Annotated in this window: 15 protein-coding genes; 8 read left to right on the top strand and 7 right to left on the bottom strand. The window is 48.4% G+C overall.

Annotation, left to right across the window (positions count from 1 at the left end; genetic code table 11):
• The first annotated feature begins 585 nt into the window (after positions 1-585).
• A complete protein-coding gene (locus tag RBB47_RS22220) occupies positions 586-1,869 on the top strand; it encodes a hypothetical protein (RefSeq protein ID WP_305988087.1) in 1,284 nt (427 codons plus the stop codon).
• A 130-nt stretch (positions 1,870-1,999) separates the two neighbouring features.
• Here the strand turns inward: RBB47_RS22220 and RBB47_RS22215 are convergent, their stop codons facing one another.
• Together RBB47_RS22215 and RBB47_RS22210 are read right to left on the bottom strand one after the other, a co-directional pair.
• Positions 2,000-2,908 carry a lipase family protein gene (locus RBB47_RS22215; RefSeq protein WP_305988086.1) on the bottom strand — a complete coding sequence of 303 codons (909 nt, stop codon included), beginning with the start codon at positions 2,906-2,908 and terminating at the stop codon, positions 2,000-2,002.
• 238 nt (positions 2,909-3,146) lie between these two features.
• Positions 3,147-3,539: a hypothetical protein gene (locus RBB47_RS22210; RefSeq protein WP_305988085.1), complete on the bottom strand. Its 393-nt coding sequence runs from the start codon at positions 3,537-3,539 to the stop codon at positions 3,147-3,149.
• Between the two features lie 264 nt (positions 3,540-3,803).
• On the opposite strand from RBB47_RS22210, the gene RBB47_RS22205 reads away from it, so the two are divergent.
• The 4 genes from RBB47_RS22205 (at position 3,804) to RBB47_RS22190 (ending at position 8,966) form a co-directional block, all read left to right on the top strand.
• Positions 3,804-5,486: an endonuclease gene (locus RBB47_RS22205; protein WP_305988084.1), complete on the top strand. Its 1,683-nt coding sequence runs from the start codon at positions 3,804-3,806 to the stop codon at positions 5,484-5,486.
• 25 nt (positions 5,487-5,511) lie between these two features.
• Positions 5,512-6,129 carry a PolC-type DNA polymerase III gene (locus tag RBB47_RS22200; RefSeq protein ID WP_305988083.1) on the top strand — a complete coding sequence of 206 codons (618 nt, stop codon included), beginning with the start codon at positions 5,512-5,514 and terminating at the stop codon, positions 6,127-6,129.
• 123 nt (positions 6,130-6,252) lie between these two features.
• Positions 6,253-8,037, top strand: a complete 1,785-nt coding sequence (locus RBB47_RS22195) for a caspase family protein (RefSeq protein ID WP_305988082.1) — start codon at positions 6,253-6,255, stop codon at positions 8,035-8,037.
• Positions 8,038-8,057: 20 nt separating this feature from the next.
• A complete protein-coding gene (locus RBB47_RS22190) occupies positions 8,058-8,966 on the top strand; it encodes a hypothetical protein (RefSeq protein ID WP_305988081.1) in 909 nt (302 codons plus the stop codon).
• Between the two features lie 96 nt (positions 8,967-9,062).
• Here the strand turns inward: RBB47_RS22190 and RBB47_RS22185 are convergent, their stop codons facing one another.
• Positions 9,063-10,073: a thiamine-monophosphate kinase gene (locus tag RBB47_RS22185; protein WP_305988080.1), complete on the bottom strand. Its 1,011-nt coding sequence runs from the start codon at positions 10,071-10,073 to the stop codon at positions 9,063-9,065.
• Between the two features lies 1 nt (position 10,074).
• The gene (locus RBB47_RS22180; RefSeq protein ID WP_305988079.1) at positions 10,075-12,549 is read right to left on the bottom strand and encodes a caspase family protein; all 2,475 of its coding nucleotides are present in this window, start codon (positions 12,547-12,549) and stop codon (positions 10,075-10,077) included.
• 212 nt (positions 12,550-12,761) lie between these two features.
• Between RBB47_RS22180 and RBB47_RS22175 the strand changes: the two genes are divergently transcribed.
• On the top strand, positions 12,762-13,337 hold the full coding sequence (locus RBB47_RS22175) for an HIT family protein (RefSeq protein ID WP_305988078.1): 576 nt from the start codon (positions 12,762-12,764) through the stop codon (positions 13,335-13,337).
• Positions 13,334-14,401, top strand: coding sequence for a thiamine-monophosphate kinase (locus tag RBB47_RS22170; RefSeq protein WP_305988077.1), 1,068 nt, complete (start codon positions 13,334-13,336; stop codon positions 14,399-14,401). Before RBB47_RS22175 ends, RBB47_RS22170 begins: the two co-directional genes overlap by 4 nt.
• Before the next feature lie 616 nt (positions 14,402-15,017).
• Here the strand turns inward: RBB47_RS22170 and RBB47_RS22165 are convergent.
• On the bottom strand, positions 15,018-15,494 hold the full coding sequence (locus RBB47_RS22165; protein ID WP_305988076.1) for a helix-turn-helix domain-containing protein: 477 nt from the start codon (positions 15,492-15,494) through the stop codon (positions 15,018-15,020).
• A 4-nt stretch (positions 15,495-15,498) separates the two neighbouring features.
• On the bottom strand, positions 15,499-16,104 hold the full coding sequence (locus tag RBB47_RS22160) for a recombinase family protein (RefSeq protein WP_305988075.1): 606 nt from the start codon (positions 16,102-16,104) through the stop codon (positions 15,499-15,501).
• Positions 16,105-16,319: 215 nt separating this feature from the next.
• Here RBB47_RS22160 and RBB47_RS22155 point away from each other — a divergent pair, with 215 nt between their 5' ends.
• Positions 16,320-16,685, top strand: coding sequence for a hypothetical protein (locus RBB47_RS22155; RefSeq protein ID WP_305988074.1), 366 nt, complete (start codon positions 16,320-16,322; stop codon positions 16,683-16,685).
• A 579-nt stretch (positions 16,686-17,264) separates the two neighbouring features.
• Here the strand turns inward: RBB47_RS22155 and RBB47_RS22150 are convergent.
• On the bottom strand, positions 17,265-20,834 hold the full coding sequence (locus RBB47_RS22150) for a calcium-binding protein (RefSeq protein ID WP_305988073.1): 3,570 nt from the start codon (positions 20,832-20,834) through the stop codon (positions 17,265-17,267).
• Positions 20,835-20,957: the final 123 nt, after the last annotated feature.

The following is a 20,957-nucleotide window of genomic DNA, read 5'->3' as shown; positions in this document are numbered from 1 at the left end:
ACGCATTCGATGGAGCGCAAATTCGTTTGCCCCAATCGAAGGTGGGCGGAGTTGGAGCAAATCTCAGTTCGGCATTTCGAATTTATTGACGCCCTACGTTACGGATCCAGATTGAACCGCTTTCTTTTGTCGAACGGGTAAATTTCGTTTAGTTGCAAACAAAACTTCCTCATCCTAAGATATTGTAACTTTGGATGAAAACCTTTTTTATGCTGTCATTATGGATAACTTGAGAGTATCTATCTTGTTGGATATGTAAAAAATACACCTAATTCCAGTTGACTAAATCGTTAAATTTCAATTGAATAAATTAACTCAGCGTCAAGAATTTAGACATGACCCAACAAAGCCGACAAATAATATTGATATCGCTAAAGAGACTTCTAGCTCAAAAGCGTTTTAACAATACCGGTGATTGGATATTAGTTCGGGTGTCCGACTCTCTCGATTTATATCTACCAGGAGGTGGCCCAGCCAGGGCGGCATTCCTTTACGAGGTTCACGAGGCACAACCATTCGCAGACGACGGGGTATCGATGCATCCCGATGATGTACGCCACACAAGCACAGTCGGAGAATACAACGATGCGATCAAGCAGTGGTATCGCAACAATGGTTACACGCTTACTCCCTGATAAATTTATATCTTTTGGGAGAGCCCTTGGTCTATACGGATCTGTTTTCATTTTGGCGATCGGTGGATTTGAAAACACTGCTTTCGGACTGCCCATTGAACAACTCAGAAAATACGATTTCAATGAAAACGGTAGAATTGATGTGGGAGACGAGCAGTCAGTCTACATACTGCATCTGCAGAACCGTGTTCTGCGTAAGTATGACTCCGATCCCGTAAATGGACGATTGGATCCAAATGAAGTTGCAAATATTGAGAAGGACAGAGACGTTAAGTTGGGTAGAACCTATTCCGAGACAGAAGTAGACGAAGTACTATCTGACTTAAATTTCGGCCCATCACGACAAGTTACCGATTTGGCAGATCCCGACGAGACGTCACAAGACGAAAAGCGATCGGATCAAAGGTTCTTTCTACGAAACAACCGTTTGAACATTTCTGTTTACAATAAATCCATAGCAACTTCTGCGGCAGACGGAGCGGAATTCAGTATTGTTCGTAACGAAACTGCAAACGATAACCAATTCCAAGCAAAGGGAGTTGCGTCTTTCGTACTATATCGCAACACAAGGGTTGAGCGTCCAAGGGGACAAGCTGCGAACGATCTTTTTGTTTCGGGATTGGCATCTGCCGTTTGGGCAGACTTTGACTATCTTGAAAGCACTGGCAGCCCCGACGCTGAACGAGACAAACTAATCTTCGGCCTCGACAACCAAGTTGAGGTTTTTGGCGGTTTCACGAAAGGTATCCAAGTTTTCAACTTTAGTCCAAGCTTTCAAACCGATTTCGAGTTTGAGGGACGAATCTACGGCGCTGAAGCAAGTTGGCAGCCTTACATCACTCCGATTGCGCTAGGAAGTTACAAGTCGGTTCCGAACCTACCCATTGGTTTCACTTGGTTGGCTCAAGCCGACACTTTATTTCAACAAGTCGACCGCGCAGGAAAAACCAACTTGGAAGATAACTCTGGATATTGGTGGGTCGGCGGCGCTCTTGACGCAACAATTTGGCTTTATCCGGAAAAACTAGAACGAAAACTATTCGCAAAGCTAACTTTTCCCTACCATCGCGATTTGAACACCGGCCAAGAGGCTTGGATGTTTTCATCAAGTCTCAACTACAACATTGACGATAAGGGAAATACTGCTCTGAGCCTAGGATACGAGAACGGCGAAGATTACCGTACGGGCAAGGAGCGTGAACTATTTACTGCAGGTATTAAACTTAAATTCTAAACAAGAACTACGGCTGCTTTCCAGGCAGTTACCCTGATGCCGTCTTCAATGATAGCATACAAACGGATGTGCAGCGTTATCGTGGCCAGGACATCATCTATAAGGTGCACTTGCGTGTGTCACCGAGCCCCTAATCTTTTGCATGCGTTCTTCGGCCTTGCCTTTTCAGAGCATTTTGGTAACTGTCAAAGAAATGTCGCTCGTATTTGTCTAGCCTATGGTCGTAAAACAATGCAAATACCCTCTTAAACATCAAGTTTGGCAGTAAGTTGATAACGAAAGCCAGTTGACCAGCACGTCTATCCCAAGATTTTGTAGTTAAGCGCACTGATGGATTGATTTTGCCAGAGCGCTTTACATACCATTCCGCCCCGAAATGCTTATAAACAATATTGGGTGGCAACGCGTTAGCCACCATGTCATTCGCCTTGGTTCCCCGATGGTACTTTCCCTTCAGCAGTGGTTTCGCATAGTTTACAAATTCCTTGTTTCCAACACGTGGTTGCCCAAACGTATATAGGTGACCAAATTCAAACTGGTCATTGAAGCTGCAACTTTTGTCATCCAGGAATCGCGTGGCGGCCAATACGGCAATAGCACCGCCGAGACTGTGGCCAGTAATCCAAAGTTTTTTGTTTGCTACTCGATCGGTTTCTCTGTGAACGAAACACGCTAACTTCTCCCAAATAGCGTCTAGTTGCTCAAGAAATCCATGGTGGACACTCCCACCACCTTCGAATTTTTGCAACCAAGCCCTGGTGTCGTATCGAATATCCGTTAGGTCATTTGTACCGCGTATGGCAATTAGTACAAAGGTTCGAGTAGATATAGCGTAGGCCTCCGCGCCACTGCGCTTATCCTCAAAGTACTTAATCTTACAATCATCTATTTGAGAGAAACCATCGAACGCGCCCCTGATCTGCGCTTCAGATTTGTAAGCTAAATTCGAAGCCCAAGCCATTGCCCATCCATTTACAGCTTTATAGCCCTTACGATGAGGGTCAAATAGATCCAACGGGTGCTGTTGATATTGATTCATCTTTCCGCTCCAATATATTTGGTTGGGCCAAGAGACGCTACAGCTACAAGGGTTACTTGTTTAGTCTCTGTCTACCATAGTTGTTGGATTGTCCGACGGAGTCCGATGGCACCACAACTGAGCAAAACAATATTTTTTGTAAATTAACGCTCAAATCAGTCTCACTAAATTTATCGAACCTATCGTCTAAGTAATTTCTCCTATTATTAAGTTCTTAGTTCTATCAAAAAAAAATTCACTAGCCCTCTTTTTGTTTTTGCTTTCTCAATTCCTCTGGCTGAACTGCCGATATTCGCTCATAACCTTCTGACAACGCAATCAACAGAAGTTCAGCATTATCGTTCGATAATTTCGACTGCAATATAGCAACCTTTAGGCGCCAGAAAGCACTGTAGAAAACACTCGCCATACGCCCAGGTTGAACGAAAGAAACAATTCCAACTATGACAGAGGAAACTACGCCAAGGTACTTTGTTTCCAGAGAAAAAACGCTAATGTCGGCAGCGATTACAGCGCCGATCGCGACACCAACAACGCCTAGCACAATATGGGTCGAAATAAGTAAATGATAGTAAATTCGCCACCATTTACTTACTTCTTCGCATTGCTTTTCAATTTCATCAAGTTTCATTTGCACCTCGATGCTTAGATTTAATAATCAATCATAGCGCGACAATTTTAAGCGCGGCAACCAAATTTTTAAGTCGTTGGGAATCGTTAAGTTGATCATAAAATTCCAGTTGGTTATCAGGTTGCTCGAAGGATCAAGATTTGCCCCCCAATAAAGCAATCATAGAAAGCGTTACCCTTAGTAACATGTAACTTGACAACCTCTACGCGTATTTTCATTCTTGATTGTAGCAGATTTTTTTCATCTCTTATTTGAGGCATGGAAATGAATTTTCTCACGGCTACGGTGATAACTTTGATATCGGTGATTACCTTTCTTGCCAGCGTCGCAGCGCAAACATTTGACGAAACTCAATTGAGAGCAAACATTCACGCGACACTAAAGCAAGGTCATTCGAGGATTAGCTACACTCACGCTTATGACGCCCTCGAACAGATTTTCGAAGACCCAGCAAATCCCGAAAACCTGATCCTCTTTTATACCAATCGCTCCCAAAAAAAGTCTCGAAGGGTAAATCAAGACAACCAAAACGGCTGGAACCGCGAACATTTGTGGCCGCAATCCCATGGTGCGAAACAAAAACCCGTAAAGAGTGACCTTCATCATCTGCGTCACACCGATGCTACAGTCAATAGTCGCCGCGGAAGCCTGGATTTTGATGACGGTGGCTCTCCTGAAGGCGAAGCACCGGACACGTTCAAGGATCATGACAGTTTCGAACCGAGAGACGCCATAAAGGGCGATGTAGCCCGCGCAATGTTTTATATAGATGTGCGCTATGAGGGCACGGGCACCGAACCCGACTTGGTGCTCGTAGATCAACTGACTGGAAAGGGCACAACTTTAGGAGACCTGTGCACTTTGCTCGATTGGCACCTGGCAGACCCGCCTGATGCAGAGGAGCGCCGTGTTAATGAGGCTATTGAGCAGATTCAGGACAACCGTAATATTTTTGTTGATCAACCGGAACTGGCAACACTGCTATTTGGTACAAATTGCGGCGTAGCTTTAACTCCGTCGGCTACATCGGCGATCTCGTCAATTGCGTTGGCTGCGCCTACAACGTCGACTGCGATGTCCGCAACAGGTGAATTGCGGCTTGCGACCTGGAACATAGAAAACTTTTGGCACGTAGAAGGAGAGCACCTACGACCGAATAGGGACGGTAGCCAAGGCACAACGCGCTATGGCGAAGACTACAAAGCAATACGCCAGGTTATCGAAGACTTGGATGCCGATGTAATTGGTCTGCAAGAGATCGGAGCACCAGCAGGTGTAAGACTTCTGTTCCCAAGCACAGACTGGGATATGGTTTTCTCCAAGAGACTTGATGACGATCTCAACGATAACCCCGACCAATTAGACACCGACACAGAGCGTGACATTTACACCGCCGTTGTCGTGCGCCGCGACGCCGCTAAAATCGTTGGTACTGAACGTATCGCGCTCAACAATCTAGGCGGCAAGAAAGATAGGCTTCGCGAGGGTACCGCGGTTCTTCTGGAGGTTGATGGAGAAGAAATTTGGGTGGCCTCAATTCATCTCAAGTCAGGCTGTTTTTCTGACAATAACCTGAACTCCAGCGGCACTTGTCGGACGCTTGCCAAGCAAATTCCCCTATTGGAAGATTGGTTAGATAGAAAATCTGAGGCCGAGCAGAAAGTAGCGTTACTCGGCGACTTCAATAGACAAATTGATCGTGCAAATGATGTTGTCCGCAAAGATCTCGACGACGGCAAGCCCGTTGATATGTTTAAAGTTCCTCATAGACAACAGCTGCCTTGTACAGCGTTCAACCCAAGCGCCCGAACGTCGATCGACTATGTCATCATCAATGAGCCCCTTTGGGCGTATGTGACCGTTCCTCCAACACCAAAGTTTGATTTTAGCGATCCACAAATCAGTGATCATTGCCCGGTCTTTGTCGACGTAAAACTCAATCGATAAGACCAATTTTTTTGGGAGAATGACTATGCCGACTTCCCTACATCCAATTTTCGATGCCCGTCTAGATGAGGCAGAAATAGCCGTGTTTGATTTGGAGACTACCGGGCTTAATTCCTCAAAGAACCGAGTGATCCAGGTGGCTATCGTGCAGGTTGTCAATGGAAGGATACTAGGTGGCGGGTGGAACCAATTTGTGCATCCGGGCGAAGACCACCTCCCTCTCACAGATACTGTGAAGCGGATTACCAAAATTGATGAAAAAGACCTAAAAGGGCAGCCCTCAATGGCTGAAGTAGTAGTCGAGTTCGATAAACGCATCGGAGAAAAATTTGTTGCTGGCCACAACATTGCTTCTTTTGATTTGAGGTTTATGCGAAAAGCTGAAGAACGACACCGTGTAGAGCTGCAAACCGACTACTACATCGACACGATTAAATTGATGAGAAAGCTTCATCCCGATATCGATAGCCACAACCTTGCAACGTCAGCGAAGCACTACGGGTTGGATGTGGATGAAGAAAAACTTCACAACGCACTTGTGGACACAAAACTGACCGCTGAACTCATGCTGAAACAATTTGAAGAACTTGCTGGAAAAAATGTTCACACTTTCGGTCAAATGCTGACTTTCTTACAGTCGTGAATGCAATTCTTTCGGTTTCTCAAGGTTAAATTGATTGGCGTGCTCCATACTCACTTCGATTGAAAAACTTGGCGATTCAAGAGCGGTTTAAAGATGTTAGCTGCGTCGAAAATGAAGAAAGCAATGATAGTTATTGCTGTTTCAAAGTACCGAGGAGCGTACCAGAATCTGCCCGGTGTGCTCACTAGTGCGGCTCGCCTCGTAGAGTGGGCGAAAGTAGATACCCCTGGTAGGGGCTACGAAGTTCTTGAAATTAACGACGCCGATGGTCAAGATGTCACTGTCGACCGGCTTCGCCATGAAATACCGAAATTTCTTGAAAGCCGCGGCATTGATAGACTTTTTGTCTATTTTGCTGGCCACGGTATCGCTCGATCAGGATCGGATCAGTTTTGGCTGCTGACCGGAGCATCCGACGACTTAAGAGAGGGCATCGATTTCCCCCGCTTTGTTGAGGGCGTTAGCCGTTATGGTCTTGCCTCGACAAACAAGGAAATGAAAAGGGGGCAGCTCATTGTAGTTGCTGATGCTTGTCGGAACTCTTCTAACCATACAATCAGCTTTGTAGGTGACCCGATTCTAACCAGGAATGGGCCAACATCTAAACTTGAAGTCGAACTGAACTTATCAACTACCCTTGGGGAATATTCGTTTCAATCGAATGCAGTTGATGGAGGAGAGCCATATTGTATTTTCTCAGATGCACTTTGCGAAGCACTCGAGGGACGAGTTAGCGAAGTTCTCGATGAGGTGAGCGGTTTAGGCACCGTTATTCACAATCAATTGCTGGCAGATTACTTGGAAGACGAGGTAAAGAAACGCGCCCTAGAGTTGAATGAGGATATGACGCCCGATATGAATCCGGCACTTCGGATATATAATCACTACTACGATATCCTGGATGAAAAGGAGAAAAATCCCGAAGAGCAATCAAACACGGATGCATCTGTAGGCACAAAAAGTGCCTCGGACGAGGGCACTAGTTCACCAACGTCTTCAAAGAAACGCCGAGCTCGTGCGAGGCGAGTTATACGGAGAGCAAGATCCAATCTTGCGCCTGACCGTAGTCTTGAGCATGCATACAAGTTATTTGAGCAAAGTGATGCAAAACAGAAATCGAAAGGATCAGTCGTAGTCGAGGGAGAACTCAATGTAGCTATACCAACACAGGCCGGCTCAGGATCTCTAATAGAAAGGTATGGTGTATGGCGTTTTGAACCTCAGCCGCAAAAGATTACGCCTCAACCAATTGTCTGCCAAGGGGAGGTTTGGACTCTTGCACCTATGTATCCCAACAGCATTAGTTTGTTGTTGTCGAGAAACTCAGGCGATATTCTCGTCTACTCAGGTGAAAGTGAGTGGGATACCTCGCTTACAACTGGCATGTTTGGCGGTAGTCGTAGAGTTCCTCGCATTTCGGACGCTCTCAGTTACGCCGATATGATAAGATCCGGCAAAGAAATCCAGCCGCAACGCGCAGATATCGCTGCATACATTTATCGGATGGTAGGTGACCAGGACAATATCATACGGACAGCGCATTTTATGGTCAAAGCCGGGTTCTTGAGTTGCGACCTAGCGCTTTTGGCGGGCCAGCAGCCAACTTGGACGCAGGGTGAGTTTGGATGGCAGTTACAAGTCGACTTGCCAGCGGTCGAAGAATACGACGACCCTGAGCGTCCAAGGTACGCAACAATTGCAATGGACGCGAGCGACCGCGTAGTTGCCAACACATTGTTCCCAGTATATCGGCAAGGATGGCTGCGCATGCAAGAGCTTTCTGGCGCGAGTGTTCCAAAGGCTATTAATCAAATCTCTGAAATGGCTCTCGGTTATGCTGGGGTTGTACTTCGCAAGAATGCAATAAATATCATCTCTGATCATTTCGACTATGCGATTCACAACTAACGTTGCGAGGGAAAAATAGAATGCGTCGGCTAGTTTTTGTACATGGCATAAACAACGAAGACTTTACGCCCGAGCAGATTGAAACAGATTGGAAAAACGCTTTGCACTCTGGCATAGGCGATAGGGCTAACGATTTGTGGGACAATGTTGAAGTAAGGACCGCCTACTATGCGGATGTACTTGCAAGAGAGACTGACGCTTGGGGGAAAGCCGAATCTGCTGGTGTTAGGATGGGGGCCGACGCGCCGGATGCTGACTATGTCGAAGATAGCATCGCCGAACTCTACCTAGAATTACAAAGCACCTACGAAATCGATGACAACACTGTCTCACTGGAGTTAGATGACAGCGATGAGCCGAAGTTCGCACGACGAATGGCAGTCGGCGTTCACAAAAAGTGGCTCAAAGCAATCACTCGAGCGCTTGAGAAGTTAGTTCCGTCTGCTGGCCATGGTCTTGCGGGGATATTCCTTGAGCAAGCGGCTGCCTATCTGAACAAGCCAGGTCTGTATGAAAAAATAAACGCACTTGTGGAAGATCAGGTTTTGCAAGATTTTTCAAACCTTAACAATACAGTAGTGGTCGGTCACTCGCTAGGCACGGTCGTCATGTATTCACTATTGCGTGCCATTAACAGTGAAGAGAAGATATCTCAATTCGTGACGCTCGGATCTCCGTTGGGAATTAAGATTGTCCGGAAACGTATCGGGCCTCCGTTTATCAAGCCAGAGATAGTCAAGAATTGGACAAACGGTGCAGACCCCGAGGACTTCGTTGCGTTACATCCAAAACTCGACGCCCAGACCTTTGGACCCGCCGAAATTACAAACTATTCAAAGCTCAACAACGGTCAAGAAGACGCACATTCCGTGCAACGTTATCTAAGCCAACCTCAAATCGCTGGAGTGATATACAAAGCGCTGAAGTGAGTCTCATTGAAACAAGTGGTAAGCAAAAGTACAAATGAAACAAGTCAATGAGACATTCTGATAAGGGACCACGCAATCGTTAGCCTGCAATGTGCGTCAACTCTTCAGGTTATGTAAATGATCGTAGGACTCAAGTGGAAGTTTTCTTGTCCCAAGCGCGTCGCTTAACAGGTAGGCACCGTCACCTTTCTGAAACTTGCCAAGTTCGGTCACAGCCTGCTCGAAGGGATTCGCTCGAATTGAGTCTAAGTCTTCTTCATTCGCAGAAAACAAGAGTCCGAAATCTGGAGACACAGACATCGCCAATTCGAGCGCAGAGACTTCGAAACACTCCGCGACATGTCGAACATCATCGTCCACCAAGTGATCAATATCCTCGAGTCGGATCTGTAAACCGCTGTGTTCACAGATATCTGCGATGGCATTTCCTAGTCCGTCACTCGTATCTTGCCCTGCATACGCCAACGAGTTTGTGGCTAACCATACGCTGAAATCAATCGGTGGAGATGGTCGGCGCCAACTGCCAAGCAAGCGCTCAGCAATATCGGAAGAAACGGGACGACTGCCTACCCCTAGCAGCGCTTTCTGTGCTGCTCTGCATCGACCCGCCGAACCAGCTAGGCACAATATTTGCCCTGGGGCAGCAGCGTTTCTTTTCAGTATGCGCCCTCCTTGAGCGAAGCCAAAACATGTAGCGCTTATAACAAAACTAACATATCCGCCCGTATCCCCACCGACGATGCGAACGTCAAAACGTTTGGCAGCGTCGGCCAAGCCGGCGAAAAACTCTTCCTTGATGTGTGCTGGAGTGTCTTTCGGATATCTAAATATGTCTAGGAGCCCGAAAGGCTTTACGCCCATAGCAGCGATGTCAGATACGTTAGCGGCGACAAGGTAGTGTGCAAGATCGAAAAAGCTTAGGTGGCCAGCTTCGGCAAGGTTGAAGTGTGGTCCTCGAATAAAATCTGACGCGATGACAAGCGACCCAGAGTTCTGTGTTGGAATCACAGCCGCATCGTCAAAATACTTGCGCTCCAGCAATGGTTTGTCGCCAGTTGTAATCAGAGAAAAGATCTCTCGCTCTGTCAAACCCAATAATCTTGACATTCTAGCCTGTTTTCTCCTCGCTTTCCTTCATTTCGAAGACAAGATCACTGTCGGTCCGTAACTGATTTGCCAACCAAAATGCATAGTTGATAACTACCGCCTTCGGCGCACTCGCGACGGTAATCAAACGAACAGTGCTAAGGAACAGCAGCACATAATACTGACGAAGGTGAGCTTTTAATCTTTGATCTGTTAGCTCTATGTCGCCGCTATTACTATTGTAAAACTTATAAATTGCTGCCCGTAGCAAAAGTCTCATCGCGCCAATTACAGAATGGGCGACGCCTTCGTAAGCGTTATAGTCTGGAAAAACTCTCTTCTCAGAATACGCACCCAAGTCTGGTTGCACCGAAGCGTTCAGAATTATTTCATCGACCACACGCGGCCCATCGTTGGCCGCAGACTCAAGCTTGATATCTTCCGAAAGCCACTCACTTTCAATCCTAGTGATTATTCGCGTGATTTTGTCAAATCCAACGTAATCCTCAAGAAAAAATACGACCAAGGACACTTCTAAAGACGCCATGTCTAGAAACGCGAGGTCAGATTTGCTAGAGTTCTCGAAATCAATTAGCGACACAACATCGCTTAGATTTTTGGTTTCTTTTCTTGTTTGATTATTTGTGTCAGATTGATCTTGGTCGCTATCTACGCTGTGGCGTTGGACAACAATGTTTTTTTGGTGCATGTCACCGTGGACAATACCGCATATTGTCTTAACCCCTTCGGTCGTTGCTTCAAAGTCAATGTTACGCAAGAAATGCTCAATAAATCTCAGTTCAGTCTGAAGGCTATTCGTTTTTAATTCGCCGGAAAACTTAGTGTTTCCCATATTCTGCAAAGCATCAAGAATGTTGCTCAGTTCAGATCCAGTATCGAAACTAGCAAGCTTGCCTGGCATCGCTTTTCCGTCGCTGAATTTCCACGATGAAGGCTTAGTGCCGAGCTTACCGAAAAGTTCAGTGAGAATCTTTTGAATAGTTTTCGCGGCCGTCTTGAGTTTTTCCGGCTCTGGGTCAGCAAAGCATTCGGTCAGGAACGGAGTAAGAGATTGCGCTCGAGTGCCATTAATTAGCAGTTCGTAGGCAACTCCAATAGCATGCTTGTGCTGTTCCGAATCAATTGCCGTATAGTTTCCTATGCAGCTAAAGAACTTGGCCACCTCAATTCCGTTTAGTTCTTTGGCGGCGCGTTCAAATCGCGATGAGGCCGCAGGCCCATTATGGACTTCAATGTTTTCACCGATCCTTAGGAATCGAAAGGCGAACGCTTTGACTTCGTTAGTGTCTTTTCGTTTGAGCTTAGTGTGTACAATCAGTACGCGCACTCTGTTGCTGAGCCGTGAGAATTCTTCGACAGTGACTTCATACATAGAAGCTATCTTTTGGGCCTTAAGGTGATCTATGCTTTCAGCTGCTGCTTTAGCTTCTTCCGTGGGCGTTTCGTCGTTCAGATCAAGGTAAAGCAACTTCGCAAGAGCCACGGTCAGAGCTGCGGAAACGTCATCACTAAGATCGGTAACTGCATGGAAAGGCGACGCTACTGCTAGTGTCATCCTATCCAAGTAACTCCAGTCGATCTTTCCTTCGTTCGCTTCGAGGAATCTGTTGGACAACGAGAACTTTTCGGCTGTTGCTAAGACCTTCTTTGGGGCAATATGGACCTCTTCACGAAGTGCTTTGTCCATACGGCTTGCTCCAAACAACGCACCAAATGCCATGAACGGGTCCGCATTTTTTAGCAAAAAATGCAATTGCTTACCGGGTGACCCGGGCCACAACTGCCCTGCTGGTGAGAATGGTATAGGTTTTTCGAGGGATTCCGCCGGAAACGCTAGCAACGAGCACTTTTCTAGGGGGGGTGACTGCTGCAGGTAATCTCGAAGCACTGCCCAGTTCGAAGGAAAATTGTCCGCCGTTTTCAAAAAGTCTGAAAGAGCGAGAGTGAAATAGCCACCTTTAGTGTGAGAACTTTCATGTGCCTCATTCCAATTGGCTGCAAGAATTATGAGTTCACCCGCTTCGGAACTTTTTTCGGCTTCCAATCCAATTTTCGCAGTCACCTTTTCGGCGCTGATCCTAGCACTTTCGCATGCATCCAAAATGAGCGTTAAGCGCTGCACCCTGGGCTTGCATACCAATTTCACTGCGTGATTGATGATGTCAAAGTGCTGGTCGCTATCGCTACGTTTAGAGGGTGTCCAATATCCTTGACCGTCTGCTTTGCCATGGCCTGCGTAGTAAATAAGTACGTCCAAATTTTCCGAGCTAGTGCTAATATAGTTTTGCAGCTCGTCTATAGCCTCACCCCCCGCCGCCTGATCGTAGTTTAGCAATATGCTTGCAAGTTCCCATGAATTAAGCTCAAGGATATTTGCCATCGTGACGACATCATGCGGAACGAATTTTAGCTTGGATTGTTCAGTGTTGTAGATCTGATTACCGAATAAGGCAGCTATTTTCTTTGGTGTACCCATATCTGCATCTACTTCTACTTTTACAAATTTTTATCGGCGGTTGCGAGAAATTGCTAATCGTTAAGAAAGTTGTGCTTCTATAGAATACTGATGCTCTGGGCGTTGCAAGGCCTAATGATTCAATATAATAGGCAAATAAAGCATGGGTTCATCAAATTTTGAGAAAGCTCCGAATGACATATAGTTGTTGGCTGTGCTCGAATGACCGCTTTGTGCTGAACGAGCAACTCGACTTGCCTTCAGAGGAAACACTCATTAGGCGCTCCAATTATTTTCTTGCGGCCGTGGACATCGCGCCGTTAGTTGTCGGCCATTTACTCCTAACGCCCATCCGTCACGTTGAACGTTTGAGCGATTTGCGCGACGAAGAGCGGTGTGATTTGCAAAAACAGCTAAGTTACTTCAGGAATCTTTTTGAGCGCAATGGCTTAGGGATTCTTGCATTTGAGCATTGTGATGGCGGTAAGTCTGCGCGCAAGTGTGTGAGCCATGCACATGTACATTGCTTACCAATCCCGAACGCTAGGATGGGTTTGGTGGACGCGGTGGTGTCGAGCTTTGCGACCGGCTTGCCAAGCAACACGAACTATTTGCAGGTTTTCCTGGATGAACAGGTTCGCTGTGTTAGTGGGTTCAGTTCTGCAGAGAGCGCGCGCTCCGCGTTAGAGGTTGCAGCGGTTGGAGTATGTCGCCCGTGGAGAGATCGCTTGCAACAGGACTTGGAAGAACTTCCGCGCCGTTTGATGGAGTCGGTGAGGTTTATTGAACAGTTGAAAGCTGTAACTTGAAAAAGCTCATTGACCTTGGTGAAGATCGCATCACCCGTGAATTGATCCTCCCAAAATTTCCGAGCGTATCAGATAGCCGCTATGGAGCAGATGATTGCGCATTGCTGAGGAGAGCCTCTAAGTCTTCAATATTGGTGCATACCACAGACCCTGGCCCCACACCTGTCGTTTTTGATCTTTTCGACCCGGACTATTTTCATTTTGGTTGGATGACTGTCACAGTTAACGCTAGCGACATTGCCTCGATGGGAGCAAAACCAGAGCAGATGTTGCTGTCTGTTGAAGCGCCCGAACAAATGTCAGTTTTCGATTTTGACCGCATGTTAGAAGGCGTTGCTGCTGGCGCCGATGCGATGGGGGTTCGCGTTGCCGGCGGCAATCTCCGTGACGCAGACCGGGTAAGGTTAACTGGGACAATGATTGGCGCGGTTCCTAGTGGGGAGCCGTTGCGGCGCGGTGGAGGTAAAATCGGAAATGCAATCTGGGCAGTTGGACAAACAGCCCACTTTTGGCTTTCTGTGATACTCTGTCTTCGGCACGGCTTTAATGAAAATTCGAATTCCCAAAACGTCACCAGCGCGCTGTTGAAGCCGATGGCAAAGACTGCGTTCGGAATGGCGCTTCAACGATCAGGTCTTACGACAACGGCCACAGACGCCTCAGATGGCTTGATGTCTGCCATTGGATCGATTGCAAACACAGCTGGTTGTGCCGCAAATGTAGAAATTCTGCGTTTAGAAGCAAACGCTTGGGCGATTCAAATGGCGAGCGAATTAGGGGTCGATTACAGAACCTGCGCGCTCGCGTGGGGAGATTGGCAGATATTAACAGCCGTAGATCCTGAGGTGGGAAACGAGATTCGAACTCTCGCCTCTAAATACGGGCTGCACGCAATGCACTGTGGAGACCTTGTTGAAGGGAAAGCTGGTGAAGTTCACTATACGTGCGGTGGAGTGTCGGTAGTGCCACCCGATTTGAGGTCCAAAAAATTTAGCCAAAGACATAGAGAATGGAGTTATTCAGACTGGGCCGATTTAATTGGAAGTTACAAATTTGCAAAATAAGGAAGGATTACCTGCTACCTCAACGTATCAGCGTTTTGAGGCCTTCTCCGTTTTGACTGACCTCGGACGGGTTTTCCTGGGTATCGGCTCAGGGGGGTGGAGCTTTACCGCAAATCTGATGAAACCGATGCAACGTTTTTCAAGTGCCTCTAAAAGCACGGTTGCATGGAAGTGTCTGAGGCCAAACGGCTGAAGTTGCGGAAGGAACAGAAGGCAAATTGTAGAAGCAGCTCTCGGTGTCGATGATTTTTGTGTAGACGCTTGGCGAAATACTTGGAAAAAAGCCTCAACTAGCCGACTAAAGGAGAAGCGCCACGAGCTGGGTAATCCAAACCAGGGGATATGCATAACGACGAGCTTCTGCGCTGGTCGGCATTGATCCCAGTGTCTATCGGTATTGGCCGACGAGATCTGACATTGCCGAACTCCATCAGAGGCTGAGGGAGCTAGCATCGGAGTGACGACACTTGGGCGCCATTCTTGTCATTCGTATGGATTGCTGGAATTCGGATAAGACTCATCCCAAAATCGGCAAGCAGTGAATGGTGCACAATGTGTCAAGGCATGATGAGTGCCAAATAGCAGGGGGTGAACCGGGGGCGGCACGCCCCCTCCCCTAACGACGCCTTTGTTGGCGTGTTCGGCAAGGTCGTTGGTTTACCAACGAACACCTTGCGCGTTTTAAAACGAACCGGGTTTTCCCGGTAAACCAAAACTGGCTTTGGTAAACCAACCCCCGCCATTGAAACAGGACGAGCGTCGGCACTGACCTATCGGCGCCTGGAAAGTTTGCTGTAGTGAAATGAAATCCGCCCGCGGATTTGTAGGCAAAAGGAAAGGTCGTCACACAGGGAGCGGGAGGAATCGGATTGTCTGAAAGGAAGTAAGTCACCGGCACGTCTAAAACCGTGCAGGCTTCCAAAAGGGTTGCAACGGCAATCGAATTCTTGCCTGCCTCATATTTCTGGACTTGCTGGAAGGACATGCCCAGGGCGGCGCCAAGTTGCTTGTGTGTCATTCCCAATTCAATCCGGCGTTCTTTGAGGCGTATTCCGATAAGGCGATCAATTTCATTGCTTTCAGTTTTTGGCATAAGGCTAAGCGGCCTCCAGTCCCAAACGCTCAAATGCGCGTTTTAGGGTGATGGGTGCAACGCTGTAGGTCTTGGTGACCATATCAATGTCTCGTCCCTTTTCCGTCACTAGCATATGGGCGCGGTAGATGCTGCGTTTGCTGAGCTTGAAGGGCCGTCCCAGATGCTGCCCCCGCGCTTTGGCGGCTGCCATCTTTTCTTTTGTCCGGCGGGAGATGACGGCCAGCTCGTATTCGGCATCGGCCAGTTGATAGGCAAACCACTTTCGACCCTCTGGTGTTCCGGTGTCGATCTGTTGATAGATAGAATGGAAAGTAATTCCTTCTTTATCCAGCCCTTCGAGGAATTTGAGGCCGTCAAGTGATGAACGGAATGCGCGGTCAATTGCGACAACGACAAAAACATCACCGGGCTTAAGCGCTGCCATTGCCTTTGATAGACCCTCACGGTTCTTCGCGGTGGCCCTGGTGGCATCGTCATAAAAGATGTTCTGTGTTTTCCACCCGGCTCGCTTCAATGCATCTTGATGTTGGTAGAGCGTTTGCTCATCGGTTGAGACCCGCGCACGGCCGATCTTGCGGCCTGAGTCCTGCAATTGTGATGAAAGCATCAGGCGTGCCTCCTTGCTGTTTCATAAGGCAACCCATTTGGAAGCACCTTTCTCAGTTGTATTGAGCGGACTCGAATCCTATAAAAACAGCAGGATTCTGCCATTTTCTGACTTTTCATTTCACATGATATTGGTATTGAATATCTCTTCATAACGGTTCCCTTATGTTAGCCGGAAACCGGGTATGTGTTTCAACGATCTTCTTGATTTTTATGATGTTTTATCCACATGCTGCAGATGCGGAAACATTCAAAAGTGCTGAATTCCTGACGTGGGAACAGAAGTCACAAGACTTGTATATCCATACTTCCGTCGCGATGGCTGGCCTAATTTCGTCGAAAAACGACAAAAAACACATGCGGTGTTTGGAAGATTGGTACTTCGGAGCGGACGACATCATCAAAACCGCGCTGGCCGTGATTGATGAAACTGCCGAAGAAGCGGAACACGCGATTATCGGGACCTGGGACGGGGCCGACGAACAGAGTGAGTTTCATGAAGATATCCTGATCTTTAACGCTGATGTGAGCAACGCCAAGAACGAATGGCGGGTCAGCTCGCATCTGGATGCGATTTTATGAGTCCATCACCTAGTGCTCTAAAACCCGAGAAATAGATCGCTTTTAATAGACGTTTTGCGCACGAGGTTCTGAGAGAAAGAGCGGATGCAGAGCAGGAATAACCGCTTTCAAGGCCTGATTCCAAACTTTCGAATGTCCGTGGTGGCGTGCAAAGCAATCGAACATATTGATCGTAGCAAATTCCACATTTGCTCTAACATTGATCATCTTTGACGTGCAGTGAACGCTCGCCTCTCTGCCTAGGTTAGAACGGTGGCGCAACATGCCGAGTTCCGCTCCTATTTTTTGAGCTCAGAAACAACTTTACTTTTGAGCGTTCGACTCGAAATAGATCATTGTTCGACGGCCACTCTCAGCACCGGAATTGCTCACCCAAACACAGTCCTATAGATTGAAAACTTGCCCACCTCATTGTTTGGAGGTAGTTTTTTCTATGGTCTAGATCTGGGTCTGGTCATAATTTCCAACTTTTGCGCCACTCCAGATGCTGCGGTCTCATTCGCTACTGCTCACACCATAATACCGATGTTCGAAAACCGCATGAAACACTATCGAAGTTTGCAAGATCACTGTTGCTTCCTAAACAAAACTGAAATCATCACTTTGAAGATCTGGAACAAGAACACTTTTCAGCACGACGAGGCTGTCCGCATCGAGCGTAATTGTGGTGTCGCTTCCGTCGTCAGTTACAGCAAGCAGCACTGCGTTGAAGTCTGCGAACACGGAACTCTCAAATTGGAGCAAATCACCGGTCGCTCCACTCGTATCAAAATCCGTAACCGCAACAGCAGCCGCGCCGAAGCTTGTGAAGACGAATGTGTCAGAACCGCTACCTCCGACCAAAACATCGTTTCCACCGTCACCATTGAGTGTGTCATCCCCGCTTCCACCGATCAGAAATTCTGCGGCGCTGGAACCGTTTAGAGCGTCGTTATTGTCAGTGCCCTTCACAACACTAAGTGTCTCATTGCCTTCCGGTCGTTGAAGCAGGTTTGCCTCATCGAAACCACCTTGACCGTCACCGAGCCGTGTCCAGATGGACCCGTCTTCAGCCGCCAGGATGACATCGACCAGATTGTCGCCGTTCAGGTCTACGTATGTCGCAGACACTGACAAATCAGCATTGACATCACTGACACCCGTGTCCTTGACCCAAGTGACAAGCTTTTCCGCCTCGTCGCCGATCTTCAGAACCGCTTCACCAAGGCGTTCTCGAGTGTTGCGCAGGCTCACATCCGCTCGCAGACTAGCAGTCGGATCGGAGAGAGTAGTGCTTGTATAGAAAACATCACCATTGCGAAGATACTGAACCGTCCCGTCGGCAAGGCGCTCGATCGTCAGCTCATCTCCGTTCGCAAAGCCTCCAAACGTGCCAACATGGACATTCTTTTCGTAGACGCGCAGTTCGGTAACATCCTGGCGAATTGCATAGTCCATGTTGGTCCCACTGCTGCTTGGACTATCCAGCGACAAACCAAACTGTACATGTGTATTGAGACCGGTCGCCGTAACGGTCAGCGCACCCGCGCCAGTGAAGCTCTCTTGAGAATATGCGCCGCGGTCCCAATGCGTGTGCGTTCCACCCGTCTTCTCAAGCACGTTCGATGCAAAGTCACGCCCCTGGGCCTCAGCCGCACCGAACCCGCCCTGACCATCGCCGAGGCGTGTCCAGATCGATCCATCCTCTGACGTCAGAACAGCATCAACAATGTTGTCTCCATTCAGATCTTCATAGGTTGTGGAAACAGCACCGTCTGTCCCGATTTTCACGATGTCTCGGTTGTGGACCCAAGCAACGTGCTCTGGGGGCGAATTACCCTCTTGAAGAACCGTTTCTCCGACACGTGTGCCTATGTGATAGAGGCTTGCATCGGCAAGAAGCGTGCTGGCCGGATCTGACGACGCCGCACTCGTGTAAAACACAATTCCATTTTTCAAATATTGGATGCTACCATCAGCGAGACGTTCAACAGTCAGAACGTCACCGATAGCATAGGTGCCGAAGGTCCCCTTATCTGATCCAGATTCAAATACAAACAGCTTCTTGTCTGAACGAAGATAAATTCCGAACTCAATTGAGTTGCGATCAAGATCACCGGGAGAAGCAGAAAGACCGACAACAAGCGACTTGTTCGTTTGATGCGCAGTTGTTGAGAGGGAACCTGCCCCAACAAACCCATCTTCGGCGTAGGCACCGCGGTCCCACAAAGCAGAGCTGCCCCCAACCTTTTCAAGCACATTTGTCGCAAGGTCACGCCCCTGGGCCTGAGCCGCGCCGAACCCGCCCTGACCATCGCCGAGGCGTGTCCAGATAGACCCATCTTGAGCCGCCAGGATGACATCGACAATGTTGTCACCGTTCAGATCTTCGTATGTCGCAGACACTGACAAGTCAGCATTGACGTCAATGACGCCTGAGTCCTTGACCCAGGTGACGAGCTTTGCTGGCTCGATACCAATCGTGAGGGCCGCCTCCCCGACACGTGAACCGAAATGAGGGAGGCTGACATCGGCTCGCAGTTCAACCGATGGGTCCGAAAGAACAGTACTTGTGTAGAAAACCAAACCGTTTCGGTAGTAATGGACTGTTCCGTCTGCTTGACGTTCAATCGTCAGTTCATCGTCAACTGTGTAGGATCCAAATGTTCCAACATAGGCGTTATTCTCGTAAACACTAAACTCTAGCCCGGTCTGACGAATAGCATAGTCCATGCCTGTGCCGCTGTTCGCCTGACTGTTCGAGGACAGGCCAAACTGCACAGTTTTATGCGGATTAGTAGCCGTAACGGTCAGCGCACCCGCGCCAGTGAAGCTCTCTTGAGAATATGCGCCACGATCCCAGTGCGTGTGCGTTCCACCCGTCTTCTCAAGCACGTTCGATGCAAAGTCACGCCCCTGGGCCTCAGCCGCACCGAACCCGCCCTGACCATCGCCGAGGCGTGTCCAGATCGATCCATCCTCTGACGTCAGAACAGCATCAACAATGTTGTCTCCATTCAGATCTTCATAGGTTGTGGAAACAGCACCGTCTGTCCCGATTTTCACGATGTCTCGGTTGTGGACCCAAGCAACGTGCTCTGGGGTCGAATTACCCTCTTGAAGAACCGTTTCTCCGACACGTGTGCCTATGTGATAGAGGCTTGCATCGGCACGAAGCGTGCTGGCCGGATCAGACGACGCCGCACTCGTGTAAAACACAATTCCATTTTTCAAATATTGGATGCTACCATCAGCGAGACGTTCAACAGTCAGAACGTCACCGATCGCATAGGTGCCGAAGGTCCCCTTATCTGATCCAGATTCAAATACAAACAGCTTCTTGTCTGAACGAAGATAAATTCCGAACTCAATTGAGTTGCGATCAAGATCACCGGGAGAAGCAGAAAGACCTACAACAAGCGACTTGTTCGTTTGATGCGCAGTTGTTGAGAGGGAACCTGCCCCAACAAACCCATCTTCGGCGTAGGCACCGCGGTCCCACAAAGCAGAGCTGCCCCCAACCTTTTCAAGCACATTTGTCGCAAGGTCACGCCCCTGGGCCTGAGCCGCGCCGAACCCGCCCTGGCCATCGCCGAGGCGTGTCCAGATCGACCCATCTTGAGCCGCCAGGATGACATCGACAATGTTGTCACCGTTCAGATCTTCGTATGTCGCAGACACTGACAAGTCAGCATTGACGTCAATGACGCCTGAGTCCTTGACCCAGGTGACGAGCTTTGCTGGCTCGTTACCAATCGCAAGGACCGCCTCCCCGACACGTGAACCGAAATGAGGGAGGCTGACGTCGGCTCGCAGTTCAACCGATGGGTCCGAAAGAACAGTACTTGTGTAGAAAACCGACCCGTTTTGATAGTAATGAACCGTTCCGTCGGCAAGACGTTCGATCACCAGTTCATCGCCAACTGTGTAGGTTCCAAATGTTCCTACATAGGCATTATTCTCGTAAACACTAATCTCTAGCCCGGTCTGACGAATAGCATAGTCCATGTCTGTGCCACTGTTCGCCTGACTGTTCGAGGACAGGCCAAACTGCACAGTTTTATGCGGATTAGTAGCCGTAACGGTCAGCGCACCCGCGCCAGTGAAACTCTCTTGAGAATATGCGCCGCGGTCCCAGTGCGTGTGCGTTCCACCCGTCTTCTCAAGCACGTTCGATGCAAAGTCACGCCCCTGGGCCTCAGCCGCACCGAACCCGCCCTGGCCATCGCCAAGACGTGTCCAGATCGACCCGTCATCAGACGTCAGAACAGCATCAACAATGTTGTCACCGTT

The organism is Roseibium sp. MMSF_3544, assembly GCF_030732845.1.
In the GTDB taxonomy this organism is placed as follows: domain Bacteria; phylum Pseudomonadota; class Alphaproteobacteria; order Rhizobiales; family Stappiaceae; genus Roseibium.
The sequence above is the reverse complement of the archived record's forward strand: the minus strand, read 5'-3'. Positions and strand labels throughout refer to the sequence as shown.

What these genes read in the sequence shown, in the direction of transcription:
- RBB47_RS22190 (WP_305988081.1), top strand. Translation starts at nt 8,058, where the DNA reads ATGCGTCGGCTAGTTTTTGTACATGGCATAAACAACGAAGACTTTACG.
- RBB47_RS22180 (WP_305988079.1), bottom strand. Translation starts at nt 12,549, where the DNA reads ATGGGTACACCAAAGAAAATAGCTGCCTTATTCGGTAATCAGATCTAC.
- RBB47_RS22220 (WP_305988087.1), top strand. Translation starts at nt 586, where the DNA reads ATGCGATCAAGCAGTGGTATCGCAACAATGGTTACACGCTTACTCCCT.
- RBB47_RS22160 (WP_305988075.1), bottom strand. Translation starts at nt 16,104, where the DNA reads ATGCTTTCATCACAATTGCAGGACTCAGGCCGCAAGATCGGCCGTGCG.
- RBB47_RS22165 (WP_305988076.1), bottom strand. Translation starts at nt 15,494, where the DNA reads ATGCCAAAAACTGAAAGCAATGAAATTGATCGCCTTATCGGAATACGC.
- RBB47_RS22185 (WP_305988080.1), bottom strand. Translation starts at nt 10,073, where the DNA reads ATGTCAAGATTATTGGGTTTGACAGAGCGAGAGATCTTTTCTCTGATT.
- RBB47_RS22195 (WP_305988082.1), top strand. Translation starts at nt 6,253, where the DNA reads ATGATAGTTATTGCTGTTTCAAAGTACCGAGGAGCGTACCAGAATCTG.
- RBB47_RS22215 (WP_305988086.1), bottom strand. Translation starts at nt 2,908, where the DNA reads ATGAATCAATATCAACAGCACCCGTTGGATCTATTTGACCCTCATCGT.
- RBB47_RS22205 (WP_305988084.1), top strand. Translation starts at nt 3,804, where the DNA reads ATGAATTTTCTCACGGCTACGGTGATAACTTTGATATCGGTGATTACC.
- RBB47_RS22210 (WP_305988085.1), bottom strand. Translation starts at nt 3,539, where the DNA reads ATGAAACTTGATGAAATTGAAAAGCAATGCGAAGAAGTAAGTAAATGG.
- RBB47_RS22200 (WP_305988083.1), top strand. Translation starts at nt 5,512, where the DNA reads ATGCCGACTTCCCTACATCCAATTTTCGATGCCCGTCTAGATGAGGCA.
- RBB47_RS22155 (WP_305988074.1), top strand. Translation starts at nt 16,320, where the DNA reads ATGTTTTATCCACATGCTGCAGATGCGGAAACATTCAAAAGTGCTGAA.